Origin of the sequence: Thalassobacillus devorans MSP14, from assembly GCF_000496835.1 — a bacterium.
In the GTDB taxonomy this organism is placed as follows: domain Bacteria; phylum Bacillota; class Bacilli; order Bacillales; family Halobacillaceae; genus Thalassobacillus; species Thalassobacillus devorans_B.
On record NZ_KI543236.1, the window covers coordinates 178,445 to 197,219 of the forward strand.

Sequence of the window (18,775 nt, forward strand, 5' to 3'; positions counted from 1 at the left end):
CATGAAGGGTTTGTTAATTACTAAATTGGCTGGATGGGCAGGGAAATGACGAGACTCCCGCGGGAGAAGGGGCTAGGCGAGATCCCACAGGGCATAGCCCGAGGAAGCTTGCCAGGTCCCCCGCAGGAAAGAAATAAATGCGTAATCGCCTTGGGAGACACGACACGCATAAGCAGAACAGCAAAAGGGAAGTGTTCTTTCTTCCCGTTGATGGACTGCTTATGTCGCGAGTGTCTATGCGATGCAGCTGGAAAGCGAGTTGTTTCCCAGCCCATCCCAGTCCCATCTTGGTAACGGACCCAATTATCTTGAAACTGAGTCTTCAGCAATAGGGAGCTTATCTGTAAAATCAATACGGAGACTTAACAGAGATTTTTTTTAGGGGAAGGGAGTGAATTTCTTCGCCTCCAATAGTAACATAGAGTCATACAAACGGAACTTTTAGGAGAGATGCGTATGTTGACGGCTTATGAAGAGACTGTACTTAAGGAAGCGAAAAGATGGGAGAAGTCTCTCAGCAAACGAGCATCGCTGCTGCAGCGTTCCTCGAAACGGCTTCAGACCAAAATCAATCATAAAATACCGGAGCGTATCCACCGTATTGTGACGGAGAGCATCCGGAAAATGATTGAGCTTGCATTAACCAGCTCCGATTATATTGATCAAGTGGAAATATCACCAGAAGCTTCTTTCAGGGAGAGGGAAGAAATGGTACACAAACGATTGAAAAAGTATAAGCGGACCGCTGCCATGGAAGGTGCTGGTACAGGAGCAGGAGGTCTATGGCTAGGGATGGCTGACTTTCCTCTTTTACTTAGTATTAAAATGAAATTCTTGTTTGATGTCGGTCAAATATATGGCTATGATGTCCGGGATTACAGGGAGCGGATGTACATCCTCCATGTATTCATGCTCGCTTTTTCCAGCGACAAGAAGCAAAAAGAAGTGTGGCAAATCATCTGCAACTGGGAAGGGGAACAAGAGAAGTGGAAAGAAGTGAATTGGAAGTCGTTGCAGCTGGAATACAGGGATGCAATCGATTTTGCTAAAATGTTACAGTTGCTGCCTGGCATCGGTGCTGTAGTCGGAGCAGTAGCTAATACAAGATTGCTGGAGCAATTAGGGGAGACGGCGATGAACTGCTACCGTCTCCGATTACTCCCAAATTAAGAAGGATGCTTTTCCTGATAGGAACGATACGCCTGTAACAGCGTTTTCGCCGCATGTGGGAGCGCTCTTTCATCAATATCGAATTTCGGGTGATGGTGGGGATAAGCGTGTCCTTCAATCCTTGCTCCTGTAAAGTAAAAGGCGCCCGGTTTTTCCTGCAGATAATAAGCAAAATCCTCACCGGCCATGCTTGGTGCTGTTTCTCTGGCAGTTAAGGTTTCATCTGCTTCTGGAGCATGTTTCAGGATAAGTTCTGCTTCATCCGCATGGTTGATGACCGGGGGATAGCCTTTGTAATAATCGAATTGATAGTCTGCATCATAAGAGAGGCAGGAGGATTTGATGATCTTCTCCATCTCTTTGATGATTGTGTCCTGTACTTCCGCATCGAAGGTACGTACGGTTCCTGTCAATTTAGCGGTGTCTGCAATGACATTGAACGCTGTACCCGATTCAAATTGCGCGACGGTGACCACAGCAGTCTTTAGCGGGTCAAGACGCCGGCTGACAATCTGTTGCAAAGAGGTGACCAGCTGGGAACCAATGACCAGCGCATCCTTCGTCAAATGGGGCTGTGCTCCGTGCCCGCCTTTCCCTTTGATGATGATTTCAAATCGGTCTGCTCCTGCCATAAAGGGACCTTTTGCAGTTTCGATGGTACCAAGAGGGGTCGTAGCCCATAGGTGAGTGCCGAAAACAGCATCGACATCTTCCAATGCTCCGGTTTCGATGATCGGTTTCGCTCCACCCGGGGCGTATTCTTCTGCATGCTGATGCAAAAACACAACCGTGCCTGTCAGGTCTTTTTGATAATCTGACAGTATCCTGGCTAGCGTCAGAAGGGTGGCTGTATGACCATCATGGCCGCATGCATGCATGGCACCGTCATTTTTGGATTTATACGGTACATCATTTTCTTCCTGTATCGGCAATGCATCAAAATCTGCTCTAAGGGCGACTGTCTTCCCTGGCTTTCCACCTTCTAGCCTGGCGATGACTCCGTTTCCGCCTACCTGCGTCTGATAAGGGATGCCGAGCTGTTCATATGTATTTGCAATGTACTTAGCTGTCTTTTCTTCTTTAAATGATACTTCTGGGTATTGGTGTAAATATCGGCGGATCTCTACCATTTCTTCGTAAGCATGGTCAATGGCGGCAAATATATCTTTCCACATCGGTTTAGCTCCTCCTCTACATGTTTGCGTGTCCCCATTCTACCACATCCCCAGTCGTTGTCAGAATAGTTCAGCAAAAAAAGAAAATCGCTCTGACGGTTTTATCCGCCAGAGCGATTGCAATCATTTTATGATAAACGAGGGTCTGCCAGCAGGCGTTCCATTTCTTCCATGTGCTGCGTTTCATCAGCAATCATGTCTTCCAGTTTGACGACCAGTTCGGTTAGACCAAGTTCGTCTGCCTGCTTTTTACGCGTTTCATAACGGCTGATTGTGTCTTCTTCCGACTTGCGTGCTTCTTCCAGCATTTCTTTGACATTGGTCAATTGCTTGACTTCAGCGGGAGTAGTTGTCGGTGTTCCACCTAAAATCTTGATTTTTTCTGATAGATACAGGGCGTGTCCTTGTTCATCGGCGATTTCACCTTCAAAAAACGGCTTCAGGACAGAATAGTATAGCCCATCTACCGTAGCTGCATTGTACGTATACATGATGGAAGCAGCATATTCATGAGCTAAATCTTCGTTCAGTCCATCAATTAATTCTTTCATTTTTTCATCCATTGATTATCATCCTTTCGATTATTCTTCATCCACAGGTAATATTCCCTGGATTGTTTTTAATAAACGTGATAGTGGGTATCGTAATGAAGAATAGAGGTGGTAGGTTTGTTGACGAAAAAGCAACGTTACTTTGTGGCTGCCATGGTAATCCTGGCATTGCTGTCTGTTATCATTTTCACCGTGGAAGTGACAGGAGAAGGGAAACCGGCCATCGATCGCTGGGCGAATCAGTTCGTTGCTGATATTGAAGGATCAAGTGTCGAGACCGTTTTCCGCTGGGTGACAGAATTAGGGTCAAGCATCACCTTATATACAATAGCCATAATATTTGGCCTGATATTGTGGCTGCATTATAAAGACCTGGTGGCAGGAATTATGCTTGTGCTCGGGGTAGCAGCCGGTTATAGTGCCAACTTTGCAATCAAGCATGTGGTGGACCGGGAACGTCCACGCATACTGGAGAGTGTGGATGGAACAGGGTTGAGTTTCCCCAGTGGGCACGCCATGGTGTCGTTGATTACTTATGGACTTTTGATTTATTTTTTAATAGGAAAAATCAACAATACGAAAACCGCAATTTGGATGATTGCTGCAGGTGTAGTATTGATTTTATTCATCGGATTCAGTCGTTACATCCTGCGGGTACATTATTTGACAGATGTCGTAGCTGGATTCAGCTTCGGTATCATTGTGCTGGTCATCTGGCTATCTTTCTATCATTGGCTCAAAAAAAGAAAGCAATCATCTCCGTCTTAAGGCGGAGATGAAACCATCCCCCGGGGCGTTCTGTTCCGGGGATTATTTTGTGATAATTTAGACAGGAAGTTCGGAAAAAAGGGATTATAGACGTATTTGTCTAATTTATAAAAAGATAGAGATAAAAAGGATGAGCGAAAATGAAAAAAGGATGGCTACAATTCCTGCTTGCTTTTCTGCTGATAGCAATCGGCTTGGTACTGGTACTTGAAAACCTTGGTGTAATCGACGAAACTATATATTTTTCCTGGGGTGTCATTATGGCGTCAGCCTTGACTATTATAGGCCTTAAGCTATGGTGGGAGAGGATTACAGGGAACGGCGGCTCCTGGATGTTCGGCTCGTTCCTGTTCATTTATGGAGCATTGGTGCTGCTGGGAGAGGCAGAGGTAATGACGTTTACTTTCGGCGATGTGGTTAGATTGTGGCCATTGCTGTTTATCTATATCGGCTTTGGAATTTTTCCTGGAGGCAATAAACCCAGGTTCCGGGTAGAAGTTGATACTGATGGCGGGGATCAAAAAGCTGCTAAAAAGAAACATAAAAAACAACACATGGGCATCGGTGACCATCAATATAATGCAGATAACTGGAAAGTAGAGCCCATGGATTTACGTAATGTGGTGGGTGACTATCATTTCGATTTTACGAAAGCTTTCATTCCTGAAGAGGATACTCCGATATCCGTGAAGGGATGGGCGGGAGATATCAAGATGCTGATGCCGGAGAACCTTGAGTTCCGTATGGAAGCATTCGTGAAAGCAGGGAATATATCCATTCTGGGGAAAAAGACAGATGGCATCAACCGGACGGTATCATATGAAACGCCTGGCTACCGGGAAGCGACACGTAGACTGACAGTCGCTATTGAATTAAAGGCCGGCGATATACGCGTCGATCGGGTATAGGAGTGGATTAATATGTTGAAGCGGTTGAGCAGTATCCGGTATAGCTTTATAAGATCACATTTATTCGGTTTGGTATTGAACATATTCGTCCTCCTTGCTGTGCTATTGTCCATCCATGTCTGGTTTTCACCGTCCTGGCTGTCTGCGGGCGCTATTCTGTTGTTCATAGCTGTATATATTTTGCTGGGTTTGTTTATGTCTTTTTATGCTGGCTTCCGTTCAAGTGGGGATCTGAAGGATAGAATTGACAGTTTATCTACAGTAATCACCCATCTTGCCAGAGGCAACTTCAAAACAAAGATTTTATTCAGTGAAGAAGATGAAATTGCCAGGATTGCCGGAGAATTGAATGAGCTTGGCGGAAAACTGCAGGAGCAGAAGGAGTCATTGGTAAGATTGGCGGATGAAAAAGCAGAGTTGGCAAAGAAAGCACATAGTGCTGCGACTATGGAAGAACGACATCGGCTGGCGCGCGATTTACATGATGCGGTAAGCCAGCAGTTATTTGCTTTGACCATGATGTCGCAGGCTGCGGTAAGAATGTTTGATAAAAAGCCGGAAAAAGCGAAACAGCAGATAGAAGAAATCACATCCATGGCGCTGCAGGCTCAAACCGAGATGCGTGCATTATTATTGCACTTGCGTCCGGTGCATTTATCAGGAGAACCATTGACAACAGGGATTGAGCGACTGGTAGAGGAGTTGAAACAGAAGTGCCCCATCGATTTCCATCTTCACCTGAAAAAAATGGAGCCCTTTTCTCAAACCATTGAGGAGCATTTATTCAGGATAGTCCAGGAAGCACTCACCAATATCCTCCGTCACTCAAATGCAACAGAGGTAAATGTTACAATCAATAAGAAAAACAAGGAGCTATTTTTACATATTGGAGATAACGGAGATGGTTTCGATACCGCTGAAAAAGAAATGATTGTTGCTTCCTATGGATTGAAAACGATGAAAGAAAGGACGGAAGAAATCGGAGGCGCATTTGCCATCCGCTCACGGGAAGGGGAAGGAACTCATATTGATATACGTGTGCCATTACGGGAAGTGAAGGGAGAGATTGGATGATACGGGTAGTGGTGATTGATGATCACGATATCGTACGAAAAGGGATCATTGCATATTTAAATACCGAGGAAGAGCTCGATATCATAGGTGAAGCCTCAAGCGGCTATGAAGGAGCAGCACTTGTGGCAGAAATGAAGCCGGATGTAGTCTTAATGGATCTGATCATGGAGAATGGGACCGGTATTGAGGCTACTGAAAAAATCATGGCCGACCATCCGGAATGCAAAGTGATTATATTGACAAGCTATTATGACGATGAAAAGGTATTTCCGGCGTTAGAAGCAGGCGCGTTCAGCTATATGCTGAAGACATCATCCGCAGATGAAATAGCGGATGCCATCAAAAAAGCATCCCAGGGCGAGAACACCATCGAACCGAAAGTAGCGAGCAAAATGATGAACCGCTTTCGGTCTTCCGAAAAGAAACCCCATGATGAGTTGACACAAAGAGAACTGGAAGTTTTGCTATGTATCGGAGAAGGAATGACAAATCAGGAAATCAGTGATTCTCTTTATATTGGTATCAAGACAGTCAAAACCCATGTCAGCAATATCCTAAGCAAACTTGGCGTTCACGACCGGACCCAGGCAGCTGTGTATGCTCATAAAAATCATTTATTGAAAAAGATTTAACTAAAAAGAAGTCGATGTCACGGGGGAACGAAAAAAAAGCTTTTACTGTAAAGTACGAATGAAATATCTAGTTAATATAAAAAAGTGAGCGGGCATGAGGCCGCTCACTTTTTTCATTCATCTGCAAATTGCACCATCTGATACTGCGTAATATAAGCATTCCCATCAATGAAGGAAGGCTTTTTGCTGTGACTTGGTCCGGAATTCTGGTGTGCTTTTTCAAAGGACTGGGAATTCTTCCAGTCTTCAAAATCATTTTCATTTCGCCACTGAGTCAATACGACATAGGTGTTGCCTTTTAAAGGGCGGAGAATGCGCAGCGCCTGGAAACCTTCCATTTGTTCCACGCCGCCTTTGCGGTTTTTAAAACGATCTTCGAAAACAGGACGTCCTTCATCGCTGACAGGGATGTTGTTCATTACCACGAACCCGTCCGGCTTCATTTCACCTACAGCATCCACCGTTTCATATTCCCGGCCTTCTTCGAATATGGAGGGCTCACCTTCCTGGTAAGCAACTGTCTTGTCCTGGTCTTGCATGAAAAAGAGTGTGGTTTCTGGGTGCTTCTTATCTAGCTTTGCTAAATAGTTTGGTGTACCATTTGTCATAGAAACTTTCATTTGCACATATCCCCTTTCCATTATAAATTCAGTTTAGCAATGAAAGAATTGAAAAAACAAGTTATAGCCTCGTAAAGCAAAGATAGAAGAAAGGATGCACAAATCTTGAAGATATGGAATGACAACAAAAGACCACCTACCAGGATGAAACGTCTCAAGAGGAAACGTTATAAGTGGGCAGCGATCGTCGCTCTCAGTGCAGTATTGTTAGCGGTACTGGGTTATTTGACTATCCTGTTTGGCGGGATTTTGGTTGCTGATAAAGAAAAAATTGTATTGAATGACGCTACGACAGTCGAGTTGGAAAACGGAGAAGTGATTGAGCGGATATATACCGAAAACCGTACCATGATATCCATTGATGAAGTTCCCGATCATGTCGAAGACGCTTTTATTGCCGTCGAGGACGCCCGCTTTTATGAGCATGGCGGTATTGATCCCAGGGCAATTTTCCGTGCGCTGTACAAGGACTTGATTGCGATGAAAAAGGTGGAGGGCGGCAGTACGATTACCATGCAGCTTGCCAAAAATTTATTTTTGACGAATGATAAAACGTGGATGAGAAAAACAAAAGAAGTGATGGCTGCTCTTTATTTAGAGCGTAATTATACCAAAAAAGAAATACTGGAGCTTTATTTGAACCGCATTTATTTTGGAAAAGGAATTTATGGAATCGAACAGGCCGCGCGGACATATTACAGCAAGCCTGCCTCTGAATTGACTATATCTGAAGGGGCAACGCTGGCAGGGATGCCGAAAGCTCCAAACACGTATTCCCCGATAGATAATCCGGAAGAAGCGGTGAAACGCCGGAATGTCGTATTGAGCCGGATGCATGATGTCGGCATGATTACATCCGAACAGATGCTGCAGCTGCAGGGCAAGACGTTAGAAGTGAATCACCAGGAACAGGAGGACCAGAAATGGTCGAATAGTTATGTGGATCTTGTGATCCGGGAAGCGGCGGCCCGCTACAATATCAGCCGTGATGAGCTGAAACGGGGAGGCTACCGCATCGTAACCGGAATGGATCCCGAAATTCAGAAAATAGCCTATGACCAGATGCAAAATGGAGAATATGCCCCTGGTTCTGTGGAGGGTGTGCAAGGAGCGTTCACGTTGATGGATGCTGACAGCGGAGCGGTCGTAGCTGCCATTGGCGGACGTGATTTTGAACATGGCGGCATGAATCGTGCGAATGTCCGGCGCGCTCCCGGCTCGACGATCAAACCGTTGTCAGTATATGGTCCTGCCATGATGGAAGCCGGGTATCATCCCTATTCCTTATTGGTGGATCGTCCAATGAAATTCGGCAAGTATCAGCCAAAGAACTATGATGATAATTACGAAGGGATCGTTTCCCTATACCAGGCGCTGGTCGAGTCTAAAAACGTCTCTGCCGTCTGGCTGCTTGACCAGATTGGTGTCGGCACATCCAAAGAGTACTTGAAAAAGCTCGGCCTTAAAACGAATGATAGCGGGCTTTCCCTTGCTCTCGGTGGTCTTAAGCATGGGTATACGCCAGTCCAGATGGTCGAAGCTTATCGGGCATTTGCAAGAGGCGGCAAGGCCGTTGATGCCTATACCATCAAGAAGATTGAAGATCGCAACGGTAAAGTTATAGAAGAGATGAAACCGGAAGAGAGAACTGTTTTTTCTGCTCAAGTGGCCTGGAATATCACCGAGATGCTCCAGCGAGTCGTTACCCATGGAACTGGAACAGCTGGAGATTATGGAAAAGCATTAGCCGGAAAAACAGGTACCCAGCAGCATGATTCCGTACCAGGTAAAAATAAGGACGTGTGGTTTGCCGGTTACACTCCTGAATATGTCGGCAGTGTCTGGATGGGCTATGATTCTTCAGGTAAAGAGCACTACCTGGAAGGGGGAAGCAGCTATCCGACAGCCATGATGAAGGCGATATTGACTGAAATCGATCAACAAAAAGGATTGAGTGCAAGTTTTCAAAAACCAGAGAATGTAAAAGATGTACCGCCGCCGATGAAGCTCCCTGTAATAAACGATCTAAAGGTGAATTTTGAAGTCGGAGGTGTATCGCTGGTAAGAGGAAGACTGTCCTGGACCCCTGCACAGGATGATCGGGTGGTGTATCGGATCTATCGCGATGAACCTGGAATTGATACCCGAATTGGCGAAGTGACTGGCCAGGGATCCTATACCGTGAATACGAGTGATGTGTTTAAACGAAATACCTATTATGTCGTTCCTTATAATCCACTGACAAAAATGGAGGGAGAACCTTCCAATAAAGCAGTACTGGAATGGTAACAGCATAAAAAGTACAAAATGGTGACAAAAATCTTCAAGTACTATGTAGATAGTAAAAAAGTGTTATAGTGGAATACGGATAAAAAGTATGATCGATGATCGAGGAAGTGGCTCAGGCGGAAGTTCGATGCTTCTGGTTGTCCCGCTTAGTTGAACATATAATAAAGGGGTTATTTCGCATGACAAGACAGATCAACGATACAATTTTGAAAGCTTTCCGCGGGGAAACGACCGATTACACACCGGTCTGGTATATGCGTCAGGCAGGGCGTTCCCAGCCCGAGTACCGACAGTTGAAAGAGAAATATTCTTTGTTTGAAATCACCCATCAGCCTGAGTTGTGTGCGTATGTAACAAGGCTGCCGGTGGAACAGTACGGCGTCGATGCAGCGATTCTTTATAAGGACATCATGTCGCCATTACCAGCGATTGGTGTCGATGTTGATATCGTGAAAGGTATTGGCCCTGTTATTGATAACCCGATTACGTCCAAAGCGGACGTGGAGAATTTGGGCACTATCGACCCTGAATCCGACGTCCCCTACGTAATGGACACGATTCGCCTATTGACGAAAGAACAGCTGGACGTCCCGTTGATTGGTTTCAGTGGAGCTCCATTCACACTCGCAAGTTATATGATAGAGGGTGGACCTTCGAAAAATTACAATAAAACAAAGGCATTGATGTACAGCGACTCCGAAACGTGGTTCTTATTGATGGATAAACTGGCGGATATGACGATTGATTATGTCAGAGGTCAAGTGAATGCAGGAGCGAAAGCGATCCAGATTTTCGATTCCTGGGTAGGTGCCTTGAATCAGGAAGATTACCGCACCTTCATCAAGCCTGTGATGCACCGGATTTTTTCTACGTTACAGGAAGAAGGCGTGCCATTGATTATGTTTGGTGTCGGAGCACGTCATTTGATTACAGAATGGAACGATCTGCCGGTGGATGTACTTGGGCTGGATTGGAGAATGTCGATTACGGAAGCAAGAAATCTAGGCATAACGAAGCCGCTTCAAGGCAACCTGGACCCTTCGCTGCTGTTATCTGACTGGCATGTCATTGAGGAACGTGCCAAACGGATCATCGAAGAGGGGAAAGAGCATCCCGCTCATATCTTCAATCTGGGACATGGGGTCACTCCGGACATCCAACCGGAAACGTTGAAACGATTAACACAGTTGATCCATGACTATTCCAGCAAAAATTAAGAGGTGAATGCAATGGCTAAAAAACAGATAGGTCTCCTAGTGATGGCCTATGGAACCCCATATAAAGAAGAAGACCTGGAACGTTACTATACACATATTCGGCGTGGCCGTAAGCCATCCGAGGAAATGCTTCAGGATTTACGGGAGCGCTATGATGCGATTGGCGGAATTTCTCCCTTAGCCCGTATCACGGAAGATCAGGGAAAAGCGGTTGAAACCCGGCTGAACGACATGCAGGACGAGGTGGAATTCAAACTTTACCTGGGTCTAAAACATATCGAGCCGTTTGTGGAAGAAGCGGTAGCGAACATGGCCGAAGATGGAATCAAAGAAGCCGTTTCTCTTGTACTGGCACCTCATTACTCTACTTTCAGTGTCAAATCCTATAATGGCCGCGCCCAGGAAGAGGCGGCGAAACATGGTTTAAGCATCAAATCTGTAGAGAGCTGGTATGATAAGCCAGGATTCATCGATTATTGGAAAGAACAGATCAATGCAGTGTATGCCAACATGGATGAAGCAGAAAAGGAAAAAGCGTGCCTGATCGTTTCCGCGCACAGTCTGCCGGAAAAAATCCTGCAGGGAGGCGATCCTTATCCGGATCAATTGAAAAAAACAGCCGACTTGATTGCTGAGGCTGCCGGCATCACACAGTATGAAATCGGCTGGCAAAGTGAAGGGAATACTCCAGATCCATGGCTTGGCCCGGACGTCCAGGATTTGACCAGAGATCTTTACCATGAAAAAGGCTATCGCTCCTTCGTCTATGCGCCGGTCGGTTTTGTATCCGATCATCTGGAAGTACTTTATGATAATGATTATGAGTGCAAAGTCGTCTGTGATGAAGTCGGTGCTAATTACTATCGCCCTGAAATGCCGAATACCCACCCTAAGTTCATTGAAACTTTAGCTGAAGTAGTTTTGGAAAAAGTGAAAGAATAGGGGATGTACATGTCTGAAACTAAACAAATTGCAGTAGTAGGCGGCGGAATCTCCGGGCTTGCAGCTGCCTACTATTTACAAAAAGAAATCAAGCATCAGGAGCTTCCTTATGAAGTGAAGCTGATAGAAGCAAGTAACAAATTAGGTGGAAAAATCCGTACCGAGCAAAGAGATGGCTTCACGATAGAGCGTGGACCTGATTCATTTCTGGCCCGGAAAAAAAGTGCTTCGGAGCTTGCTTCAGATGTAGGACTTGGAGATCAGCTTGTCCCGAATGGCACCGGCCAATCCTATATTTTAGTGAAAAACAAACTGCATAAAATGCCAAGCGGTTCATTCATGGGAATTCCAACAAAAGTACGGCCTTTCCTTTTTTCCAGCCTATTTTCTCCTTTTGGAAAAGTGAAGGCAGCCAAAGATTTCATAAAGTCGAAAGGGGACCCGCAGGATGATCAATCGCTCGGTCGTTTCTTCCGTGGGCGCCTGGGTGATGAGGTCGTTGAAAACTTGATTGAACCGTTGCTGTCAGGTATTTATGCCGGGGATATCGACAACTTAAGCTTGATGTCTACCTTCCCTAACTTCTATCACCTTGAGCAGGAATATGGCAGCCTGATCAAAGGCTTGAATAAAACAATGCCGAATCGTAAGCCTGCTAAAAAAGGGAAAAAACCAAGTATGTTTTTGACATTGAAGGATGGATTGGAATCTTTAGTCGATGCCGTGGCCGATCATTTGGAAGAAGATACGGTCCGTACTAATACAGCCGTTGACCATATCGAGAAAAAAGACAGCCATTATCATATGCTCCTAAGTGATGGTACAGTCATGAAAGCAGAATCCATCATTTTAGCTGCCCCACATTTTGCTGTGGAGCGTATGCTGAGCAAATACGATTTCATGAAGCCATTTCAGGAAATGCCCGCAACCTCTGTTGCCAACGTAGCACTCGCTTTTGACGAATCGGCTGTCAAAAAAGACATCGATGGTACTGGTTTTGTTGTATCCCGGAATAGTGATTTTCGGATCACTGCATGTACCTGGACACATAAAAAGTGGCCACATTCCACACCAGAAGGCAAGGTGCTGCTGCGTTGCTATGTCGGTAAACCTGATGATCAGGAGGTCGTTGATTTATCTGATCAGGAAATCACCGATATCGTCCTGGAGGATTTGAATAAAACCATGAATATCTCCGCACAACCGGAGTTTTCCGTTATTACACGCTGGAAAAATGCTATGCCGCAATATACGGTAGGTCACCAACAGCGACTGGAAGACATCCATCAGGCTATGGCCCAGGCGCTTCCAGGTGTATTCCTCGCTGGAGGGTCTTATCATGGCGTTGGCGTGCCTGATTGCATCGACCAAGGTAAAGATGCGGTTGAAAACGTATTAAGCTTTTTGCAAAATTAAGTGCGCTGGTACTTAGCGTAATTGTTCAAAATTAATAGTAAGTTAAATCGAGTATGAAGTCTCAAAGGTTTCTACTCGATTTTTTTTGAATTTTATCGGGCAGGGACAATCAACAGTTGCAGCCACGTGGGAAGTTTTCCAATTATAGGAGAGACAGCAGCCGGCATATTTACAATCACACAGCAAATACTACAGATGACCATCCACAAATAGAAAGAGGTTATCTTATGAAAAAACTTTTAACAGGGGTAATGTCTCTGTTTTTGATGACATTTTTAATCGCCTGCGCTGCTGAAAATGATCAGGGAATGCAGGATATGAATAATGATATGCAGCGGGTGCACTATGGCCCTGATGATGCTACTCCTGACCGGAATGAGATGCAGCGTGATGAATATCGTTTCTTTACCGGTTTTGATTTAGGTGAATACCGGACCCAGCGGGACTACAACCCGAACTGGAACGGTGGTGATACTGCTGCGCCTGACAGAGGTAATGATAACGCACCGCAGCAAAATCAACCGCAGCCAGAACAGAAGAATCAGCCGAAGCAGAACCAGCCTCAAGGAGATATTAACAATATCCAGCGGCAGGTTGTTGAGTTGACAAACCAGGAACGAAAAAAGAATGGGTTGAAACCACTGAAAATCGATCAGGAATTGACGGAAGTTGCACAAGAAAAATCAGAGGATATGTCGGAAAATGATTATTTTTCCCACACCTCTCCCACCTACGGAAGCCCATTTGATATGATGAAAGACTTCGGGGTCGATTATACGAGAGCGGCTGAGAATATCGCAGCCGGTCAGCAGACTCCTGAGAGTGTCGTGGATGGCTGGATGAACAGTGCCGGGCACAGGAAAAATATTTTGAATGGCCAATTGACTCATATCGGAGTCGGATATGATAAAGATGGAAACTATTGGACCCAGATGTTTATCAGAAAATAGGGTGGACTAAAAAGAATTCCGTTTTAATGACGGAATTCTTTTTTTATGGTTATGAATTTATAAAATTTTCTTTTTGTGGATAACTTCAGTTAGTGGTTGTCATCCAGCTCCAGCGCCTACCCCCTCGAGGTCTTAAGTCAATCCTCTCTGTGATTAGAAAAACTTGGCTTATCGCCAAGGGTGTATGGCGAAAGCCTTAGTTTTACTTATACTTTAAACCTTGATTAAACTTGATTTGACTAAAAGTACAAAGAACGTCACGGCGAGGCTTGTCTTAAGCTTGTCGGGGGTGAGCAAGACGCTTGCGCTTTTGTTCATACAACATATTTGTTATAGTCCTATTAATACACAAAAAAGTGGGACAGCTATATAACAGCTGTCCCGGCAGGAAGGATCTCAAAGCAAAGGGTTATTGATATAACAGCACTTAGCGTGCTGGGTGATCACACTCATCGCAAAGATTTCCGTAGCAATCCGCTTTCTCATCAATGGCATTACCGCAGCTTACACACTGTTTACGTGGTAGATTTTTAAAGAATTCAACAATACTCATCATGAAGAATCGCCTCCTGAAAATGTGTTTAGAATTGGTATACCCATATTGTATTATAACAAAACTGATAAATCAATAGGCTGTTATAAAACAATGCAAAAATAGTAAAAATGTTGGTAATAGGAGGAAGGGCAATGAAGATGACTGTTATCGGTTATTGGGGAGCTTATCCCGCCACAGAAAGTGCGACCTCATGCTATTTATATGAACAAGATGGTTTCCGGTTACTGGTGGATTGTGGCAGCGGTTGTTTGTCCAGACTGCAAAAATTTATGGATCCCACCAGTCTGGATGCGGTACTTATTTCCCACTATCATAACGATCATGTAGCAGATATTGGTGTTTTACAATATGCCTGGCTGGTACAGAATACGCTGAAAAGCACCGAAAAGAAGCTGCCCATTTACGGGCATCCTTACGATACAGGTAAGTTCGAGACTTTAAACCATCAGTATACAGAAGGAGTTCCATACGATCCGAGCCGTACCCTGGAGGTTGGACCGTTTACGATAAATTTTCATAAAAGTAATCACCCTGTCCCTTGTTATGGCACACGAATTACAAATGGAGCAAGTCAAATTGTTTATACCGCTGATACCAGCTTTTCAAAGAGCTGGATTTCTTTTGCACATGGGGCAGACCTTCTGATTACCGATACGAATTTTTACAAAGGGATGGATGGAACAGATCCTGGACATATGACCAGCGAGGAGGCAGGCAAACTGGCAAGTGGGGCTAGAGCGAAAGAACTGCTGCTGAGCCACCTGCCTCATTTCGGAGAGCACCGTCAATTGCTCAAAGAAGCAAGTGAAAGATACGCTGGTCCAGTCTCCCTCGCGCATGAAGGGTGGACATGGAGCTCCCATTGATTCTGATTCCAATGAATTGTTTCTTTAGCGGGATTTCATTACAATGGAAGGTGGCAGAATAAAAAAAGGGGCTGAGTGTAATGCTTTTTATCGATAATGAAGGGATTAATGACCCACGGATCAATCTCGCTATAGAAGAATATGCACTGAAAAATCTGGATATCAATGAGACATACTTACTGTTTTATATCAATAAGCCGTCGATTATCATCGGAAAGAACCAGAATACAGTGGAAGAAATCAATACCGATTATGTAGAAGAAAATGGGATCCATGTAGTTCGCCGTCTGTCTGGTGGCGGTGCAGTCTATCATGATCTCGGTAATTTGAATTTCAGTTTCATCACAAAAGATGATGGCGACAGCTTTCATGATTTTGCTAAGTTCACAGAGCCGGTTACGGCAGCACTCAAGAAACTGGGTGTGGAAGCAGAGCTTTCCGGCCGGAACGATATCACTGTTGATGGGCGAAAAATCTCCGGGAATGCCCAGTTTTCGACACGAGGAAGAATGTTCAGCCACGGCACCCTGATGTTCGATTCGGAAGTCGAACATGTGGTAAGATCGTTGAATGTCAAAACGGAAAAGATTAGATCCAAAGGTATCAAGTCGATTCGCAGCCGGGTTGCCAATATTTCTGAGTACCTGGAAGACAAAATTTCGATGGACGAGTTCAAGCGCATGATCCTTCGCTATATCTTTGATGTGGAAGATATCAAAGATGTCCCGCAATACAAACTGACAGATGAAGATTGGAAAGCAATCCATCAACTGTCCGAAGAACGCTACCAAAATTGGGAATGGAATTACGGGAAATCGCCTAAGTTCAATATTCAGCATACAAAGCGAATTGAGGGAGCAGGCAACTATGATGTCCGGCTGGATGTCGCAAAAGGGATCATAAAAAATGCGAAGATATACGGCGACTTTTTCGGTGTCGGCGATATCAGCGAAATCGAAGAGCGGTTAATTGAGACAAAATACGAGAAAAATGCCATCGATCAGGCGCTGACAGGTGTCGATATTCCCCATTATCTCGGTAAAATCAGCAAAGAAGACTTTTTAAATATTATTTATTAATAGCTTGGAAGACCCCTTGTGGAGGGGTCTTTTTTGACTGTCCAGGAAATTATAAAATACAAAAAACGGCACGACGGGATTTTGTCGGGGGTGAGCAGCGCTTTCGCTTTTGTTCAGTGGGATGAAGCATCCGTGGTTGCAGGAAAGTTTTCAGTATTTTATAATAAAAATGAATATTTTTTTACAATATGATGAATGACTATTCATTCATTTAATAAAAAAAGGGGGAATCATGCTTGAATATTAGTGATCAGTTGTCGTTGACGGCCAAGCAGCAACCGGATAAAGCAGCATACATATTCCAGGACAAAGAATCCAGCTACCGGGAATTAGAAGGAGCCGTTACGAAATTTGCTTCCAGTCTGAAGGGGCTTGGCTATGGAAAAGGGGATCACCTGGCATTAGTGGCAGGCAACAGTCCGTATTTCATCATAGGTTTGTACGGGGCATTAAGAATCGGAGCGACCGTCATCCCGATAAATCCGATTTATACCGTTGATGAGATGAGCTACATTTTGAAAAATGGGGATGTAAAAGGTGTGATCACCATGGATGTCCTGCTTGAGAAATTTGAGCATATGGATGCTGCGGTTCCTGGAATTGAGCATTACTTTGTAGGGGAAACAGGCGGGAAACCGGATTGGCAGCAATCTTCCCTTGGCGAAAAAATGAAATCGTTTACAAAAACGGTGGAAGCAGGCGGACTGGAATTGGACCGGCCGCAGCTGGATGATGACGAAACCGCTGTTATTCTGTATACCTCAGGTACTACAGGGAAGCCGAAAGGAGCTATGCTTACGCACAAGAATATATATACCAATGCCAAAGATGTCGCTGATTACCTGGAGTTTACCAGTGAAGATCGTGTGATCGCAGCGCTGCCTATGTTTCATGTGTTCTGTTTGACCGTGGCTTTGAATGGCCCTTTGATGAATGGAGGAACTGTACTGATTGTCCCAAAGTTTTCCCCCCAGGACGTCTTCAAAATATCAAAGGAATCTCAGGCCACGGTCTTTGCAGGGGTGCCTACGATGTATAATTACCTTTTGCAGACAGGTGATGACTTGGAAGATACGTTCCAGTACAACCGACTTTGTATTTCCGGTGGCGCTTCCATGCCGGTCGCGCTCCTAAAAGCGTTTGAGAAAAAATTCGATGTCATCGTTTCGGAAGGCTATGGATTGTCCGAGGCAAGCCCTGTCACCTGTTTCAACCCGCTTGACCGCCCAAGGAAGCCAGGTTCAATTGGAACGAATATCAAGAATGTCGAAAACAGAGTTGTCGACGAGCTTGGCGAGGAAGTACCACCAGGAGAAGTCGGTGAGCTGGTCGTCAAAGGTCCGAATGTCATGAAAGGCTACTATAAAATGCCAGAAGAAACATCGGTAGCAATTCAGCACGGCTGGTTATATACCGGCGACATGGCCAGAATGGATGACGAAGGCTACTTCTATATCGTCGACCGCAAGAAGGACATGATTCTGGTCGGAGGCTATAACGTCTATCCGCGTGAAGTGGAAGAAGTGTTGTATGAGCATCCAAATATTTCTGAGGTAGCAGTAGTTGGGGCACCGCACCCTGACTCCGGGGAAACGGTTATCAGCTTTATCGTTTCTGATGATCCTGATTTAAATGAAGAACAAGTGATTGATCATTGCCGTGAACATCTCGCAAAATACAAAGTTCCCTCCAGCGTCGAATTCTTAGACGAGCTTCCTAAAAATACGACAGGCAAGATTCTTCGTAAGAATTTGCGTGACAAAATCACACAATAATAAAAGAGGGCCCGTTAACTGTGACGGGTCCCTTTTGTGTAACTCTGTTTCTTTCTATTTTTCCCCTATTGGAAGGAATCAATCGACTGTACGCATGATCCGCTTAAACACTTTTTCTTTATCGAACCCTTCGCCCATGGAAAACTTCTCAATCAGATAGTTATCCTGATCAATCAAGTAAGTGAAGGAATCGTGGACAATATAATCTGTCCCGCGGTCCTGAAAACGGAAGCGGAAGGGTTCTGCAAAGGCTTTAGTATCTTTAAGTGAGCCACGCAGGAAAGTCCATCCCTCTTCTTCAGGACTGATAGCATACGTATCCATATATTTTTTAATCCGTTCCGGTGTATCGTTTTCAGGATCAATGGAGACAGAAATGAATTCCACTTCCTTGCCATAGACACCTTCTTCTTTCAGCATTTCTCTTAAATGCATCATCCGTTGGGTAGTCAGCGGGCAGACGTCTGGACACTGGGTGTAGTAAAACTCGATTAAACGTACCTTTGGCTCCATGTTTTCAAAATCATAGCTTTCTGCTGATACCGTTTCAAGCAGAATATCTTCTGGCAGCTGAACCCCTGAATCACGCCAAACTTCGAGATACAAGATGCCAAGGGTGATACCGATGGCAATGATTCCTGCAAACATTGCATAATATCTTTTTTTCATAATAAATCCCCCTGCATTTACGAATAGATTATATTCTTATCATACAATGTTATAGCAGGGGATATAGGAGAAACTCGTGACGAACTGATGACAAAAGATTGAAAACTAAATTCGCAAA

18 protein-coding genes are annotated in these 18,775 nt (G+C 44.7%); 13 read left to right on the forward strand and 5 right to left on the reverse strand.

What is annotated here, in order from left to right; genetic code table 11:
- Positions 1 to 456 precede the first annotated feature (456 nt).
- Complete coding sequence (locus P855_RS0101680; protein ID WP_037985561.1) at positions 457 to 1,170, forward strand: EcsC family protein; 714 nt, start codon at positions 457 to 459, stop codon at positions 1,168 to 1,170.
- On the opposite strand, the gene P855_RS0101685 is transcribed toward P855_RS0101680, so the two are convergent.
- Positions 1,167 to 2,345, reverse strand: coding sequence for a M20 metallopeptidase family protein (locus P855_RS0101685; RefSeq protein ID WP_028781968.1), 1,179 nt, complete (start codon positions 2,343 to 2,345; stop codon positions 1,167 to 1,169). The genes P855_RS0101680 and P855_RS0101685 overlap by 4 nt on opposite strands.
- 128 nt (positions 2,346 to 2,473) lie before the next feature.
- Positions 2,474 to 2,908 carry a ferritin-like domain-containing protein gene (locus P855_RS0101690; protein ID WP_028781969.1) on the reverse strand — a complete coding sequence of 145 codons (435 nt, stop codon included), beginning with the start codon at positions 2,906 to 2,908 and terminating at the stop codon, positions 2,474 to 2,476.
- Positions 2,909 to 3,016: 108 nt separating this feature from the next.
- Here P855_RS0101690 and P855_RS0101695 point away from each other — a divergent pair, with 108 nt between their 5' ends.
- From P855_RS0101695 to P855_RS0101710, 4 genes are all read left to right on the forward strand, one after another.
- Complete coding sequence (locus P855_RS0101695; RefSeq protein WP_051353042.1) at positions 3,017 to 3,664, forward strand: phosphatase PAP2 family protein; 648 nt, start codon at positions 3,017 to 3,019, stop codon at positions 3,662 to 3,664.
- A 140-nt stretch (positions 3,665 to 3,804) separates the two neighbouring features.
- Positions 3,805 to 4,572, forward strand: a complete 768-nt coding sequence (gene liaF, locus P855_RS0101700) for a cell wall-active antibiotics response protein LiaF (protein WP_028781971.1) — start codon at positions 3,805 to 3,807, stop codon at positions 4,570 to 4,572.
- 12 nt (positions 4,573 to 4,584) lie between these two features.
- The gene (locus P855_RS0101705; RefSeq protein WP_037985563.1) at positions 4,585 to 5,646 is read left to right on the forward strand and encodes a HAMP domain-containing sensor histidine kinase; all 1,062 of its coding nucleotides are present in this window, start codon (positions 4,585 to 4,587) and stop codon (positions 5,644 to 5,646) included.
- Complete coding sequence (locus P855_RS0101710) at positions 5,643 to 6,278, forward strand: response regulator transcription factor (RefSeq protein ID WP_028781973.1); 636 nt, start codon at positions 5,643 to 5,645, stop codon at positions 6,276 to 6,278. The genes P855_RS0101705 and P855_RS0101710 overlap by 4 nt, the downstream gene beginning before the upstream one ends.
- 113 nt (positions 6,279 to 6,391) lie before the next feature.
- Here P855_RS0101710 and P855_RS0101715 read toward each other — a convergent pair whose 3' ends face one another.
- A complete protein-coding gene (locus tag P855_RS0101715; RefSeq protein WP_028781974.1) occupies positions 6,392 to 6,898 on the reverse strand; it encodes an antibiotic biosynthesis monooxygenase family protein in 507 nt (168 codons plus the stop codon).
- A 105-nt stretch (positions 6,899 to 7,003) separates the two neighbouring features.
- Between P855_RS0101715 and P855_RS0101720 the strand changes: the two genes are divergently transcribed.
- The 5 genes from P855_RS0101720 to P855_RS21665 all read left to right on the forward strand — a co-directional run bounded on the left by P855_RS0101720 (position 7,004) and on the right by P855_RS21665 (position 13,712).
- Complete coding sequence (locus tag P855_RS0101720) at positions 7,004 to 9,187, forward strand: transglycosylase domain-containing protein (RefSeq protein ID WP_235062597.1); 2,184 nt, start codon at positions 7,004 to 7,006, stop codon at positions 9,185 to 9,187.
- A 179-nt stretch (positions 9,188 to 9,366) separates the two neighbouring features.
- The gene (hemE, locus tag P855_RS0101725) at positions 9,367 to 10,404 is read left to right on the forward strand and encodes a uroporphyrinogen decarboxylase (RefSeq protein ID WP_028781976.1); all 1,038 of its coding nucleotides are present in this window, start codon (positions 9,367 to 9,369) and stop codon (positions 10,402 to 10,404) included.
- Positions 10,405 to 10,416: 12 nt separating this feature from the next.
- Positions 10,417 to 11,346: a ferrochelatase gene (gene hemH, locus P855_RS0101730; RefSeq protein ID WP_028781977.1), complete on the forward strand. Its 930-nt coding sequence runs from the start codon at positions 10,417 to 10,419 to the stop codon at positions 11,344 to 11,346.
- Positions 11,347 to 11,355: 9 nt separating this feature from the next.
- Positions 11,356 to 12,762, forward strand: coding sequence for a protoporphyrinogen oxidase (gene hemY / locus P855_RS0101735; RefSeq protein WP_028781978.1), 1,407 nt, complete (start codon positions 11,356 to 11,358; stop codon positions 12,760 to 12,762).
- 227 nt (positions 12,763 to 12,989) lie between these two features.
- Positions 12,990 to 13,712 carry a CAP domain-containing protein gene (locus P855_RS21665; protein WP_028781979.1) on the forward strand — a complete coding sequence of 241 codons (723 nt, stop codon included), beginning with the start codon at positions 12,990 to 12,992 and terminating at the stop codon, positions 13,710 to 13,712.
- Positions 13,713 to 14,139: 427 nt separating this feature from the next.
- Here P855_RS21665 and yhfH read toward each other — a convergent pair whose 3' ends face one another.
- Positions 14,140 to 14,268 (reverse strand): protein YhfH, encoded by a 129-nt coding sequence (yhfH, locus tag P855_RS21670; RefSeq protein WP_084315598.1) that lies wholly within the window; start codon positions 14,266 to 14,268, stop codon positions 14,140 to 14,142.
- Between the two features lie 131 nt (positions 14,269 to 14,399).
- Between yhfH and P855_RS0101750 the strand changes: the two genes are divergently transcribed.
- From P855_RS0101750 to P855_RS0101765, 3 genes are all read left to right on the forward strand, one after another.
- A complete protein-coding gene (locus P855_RS0101750; protein ID WP_028781980.1) occupies positions 14,400 to 15,134 on the forward strand; it encodes an MBL fold metallo-hydrolase in 735 nt (244 codons plus the stop codon).
- 80 nt (positions 15,135 to 15,214) lie between these two features.
- Entirely contained in the window at positions 15,215 to 16,213 is a 999-nt protein-coding gene (locus P855_RS0101755) for a lipoate--protein ligase (protein ID WP_028781981.1), read from the forward strand.
- 236 nt (positions 16,214 to 16,449) lie between these two features.
- Complete coding sequence (locus P855_RS0101765) at positions 16,450 to 17,988, forward strand: fatty acid--CoA ligase family protein (RefSeq protein WP_028781982.1); 1,539 nt, start codon at positions 16,450 to 16,452, stop codon at positions 17,986 to 17,988.
- A gap of 78 nt (positions 17,989 to 18,066) precedes the next feature.
- Here P855_RS0101765 and P855_RS0101770 read toward each other — a convergent pair whose 3' ends face one another.
- Entirely contained in the window at positions 18,067 to 18,657 is a 591-nt protein-coding gene (locus P855_RS0101770) for an SCO family protein (RefSeq protein ID WP_028781983.1), read from the reverse strand.
- Positions 18,658 to 18,775: the final 118 nt, after the last annotated feature.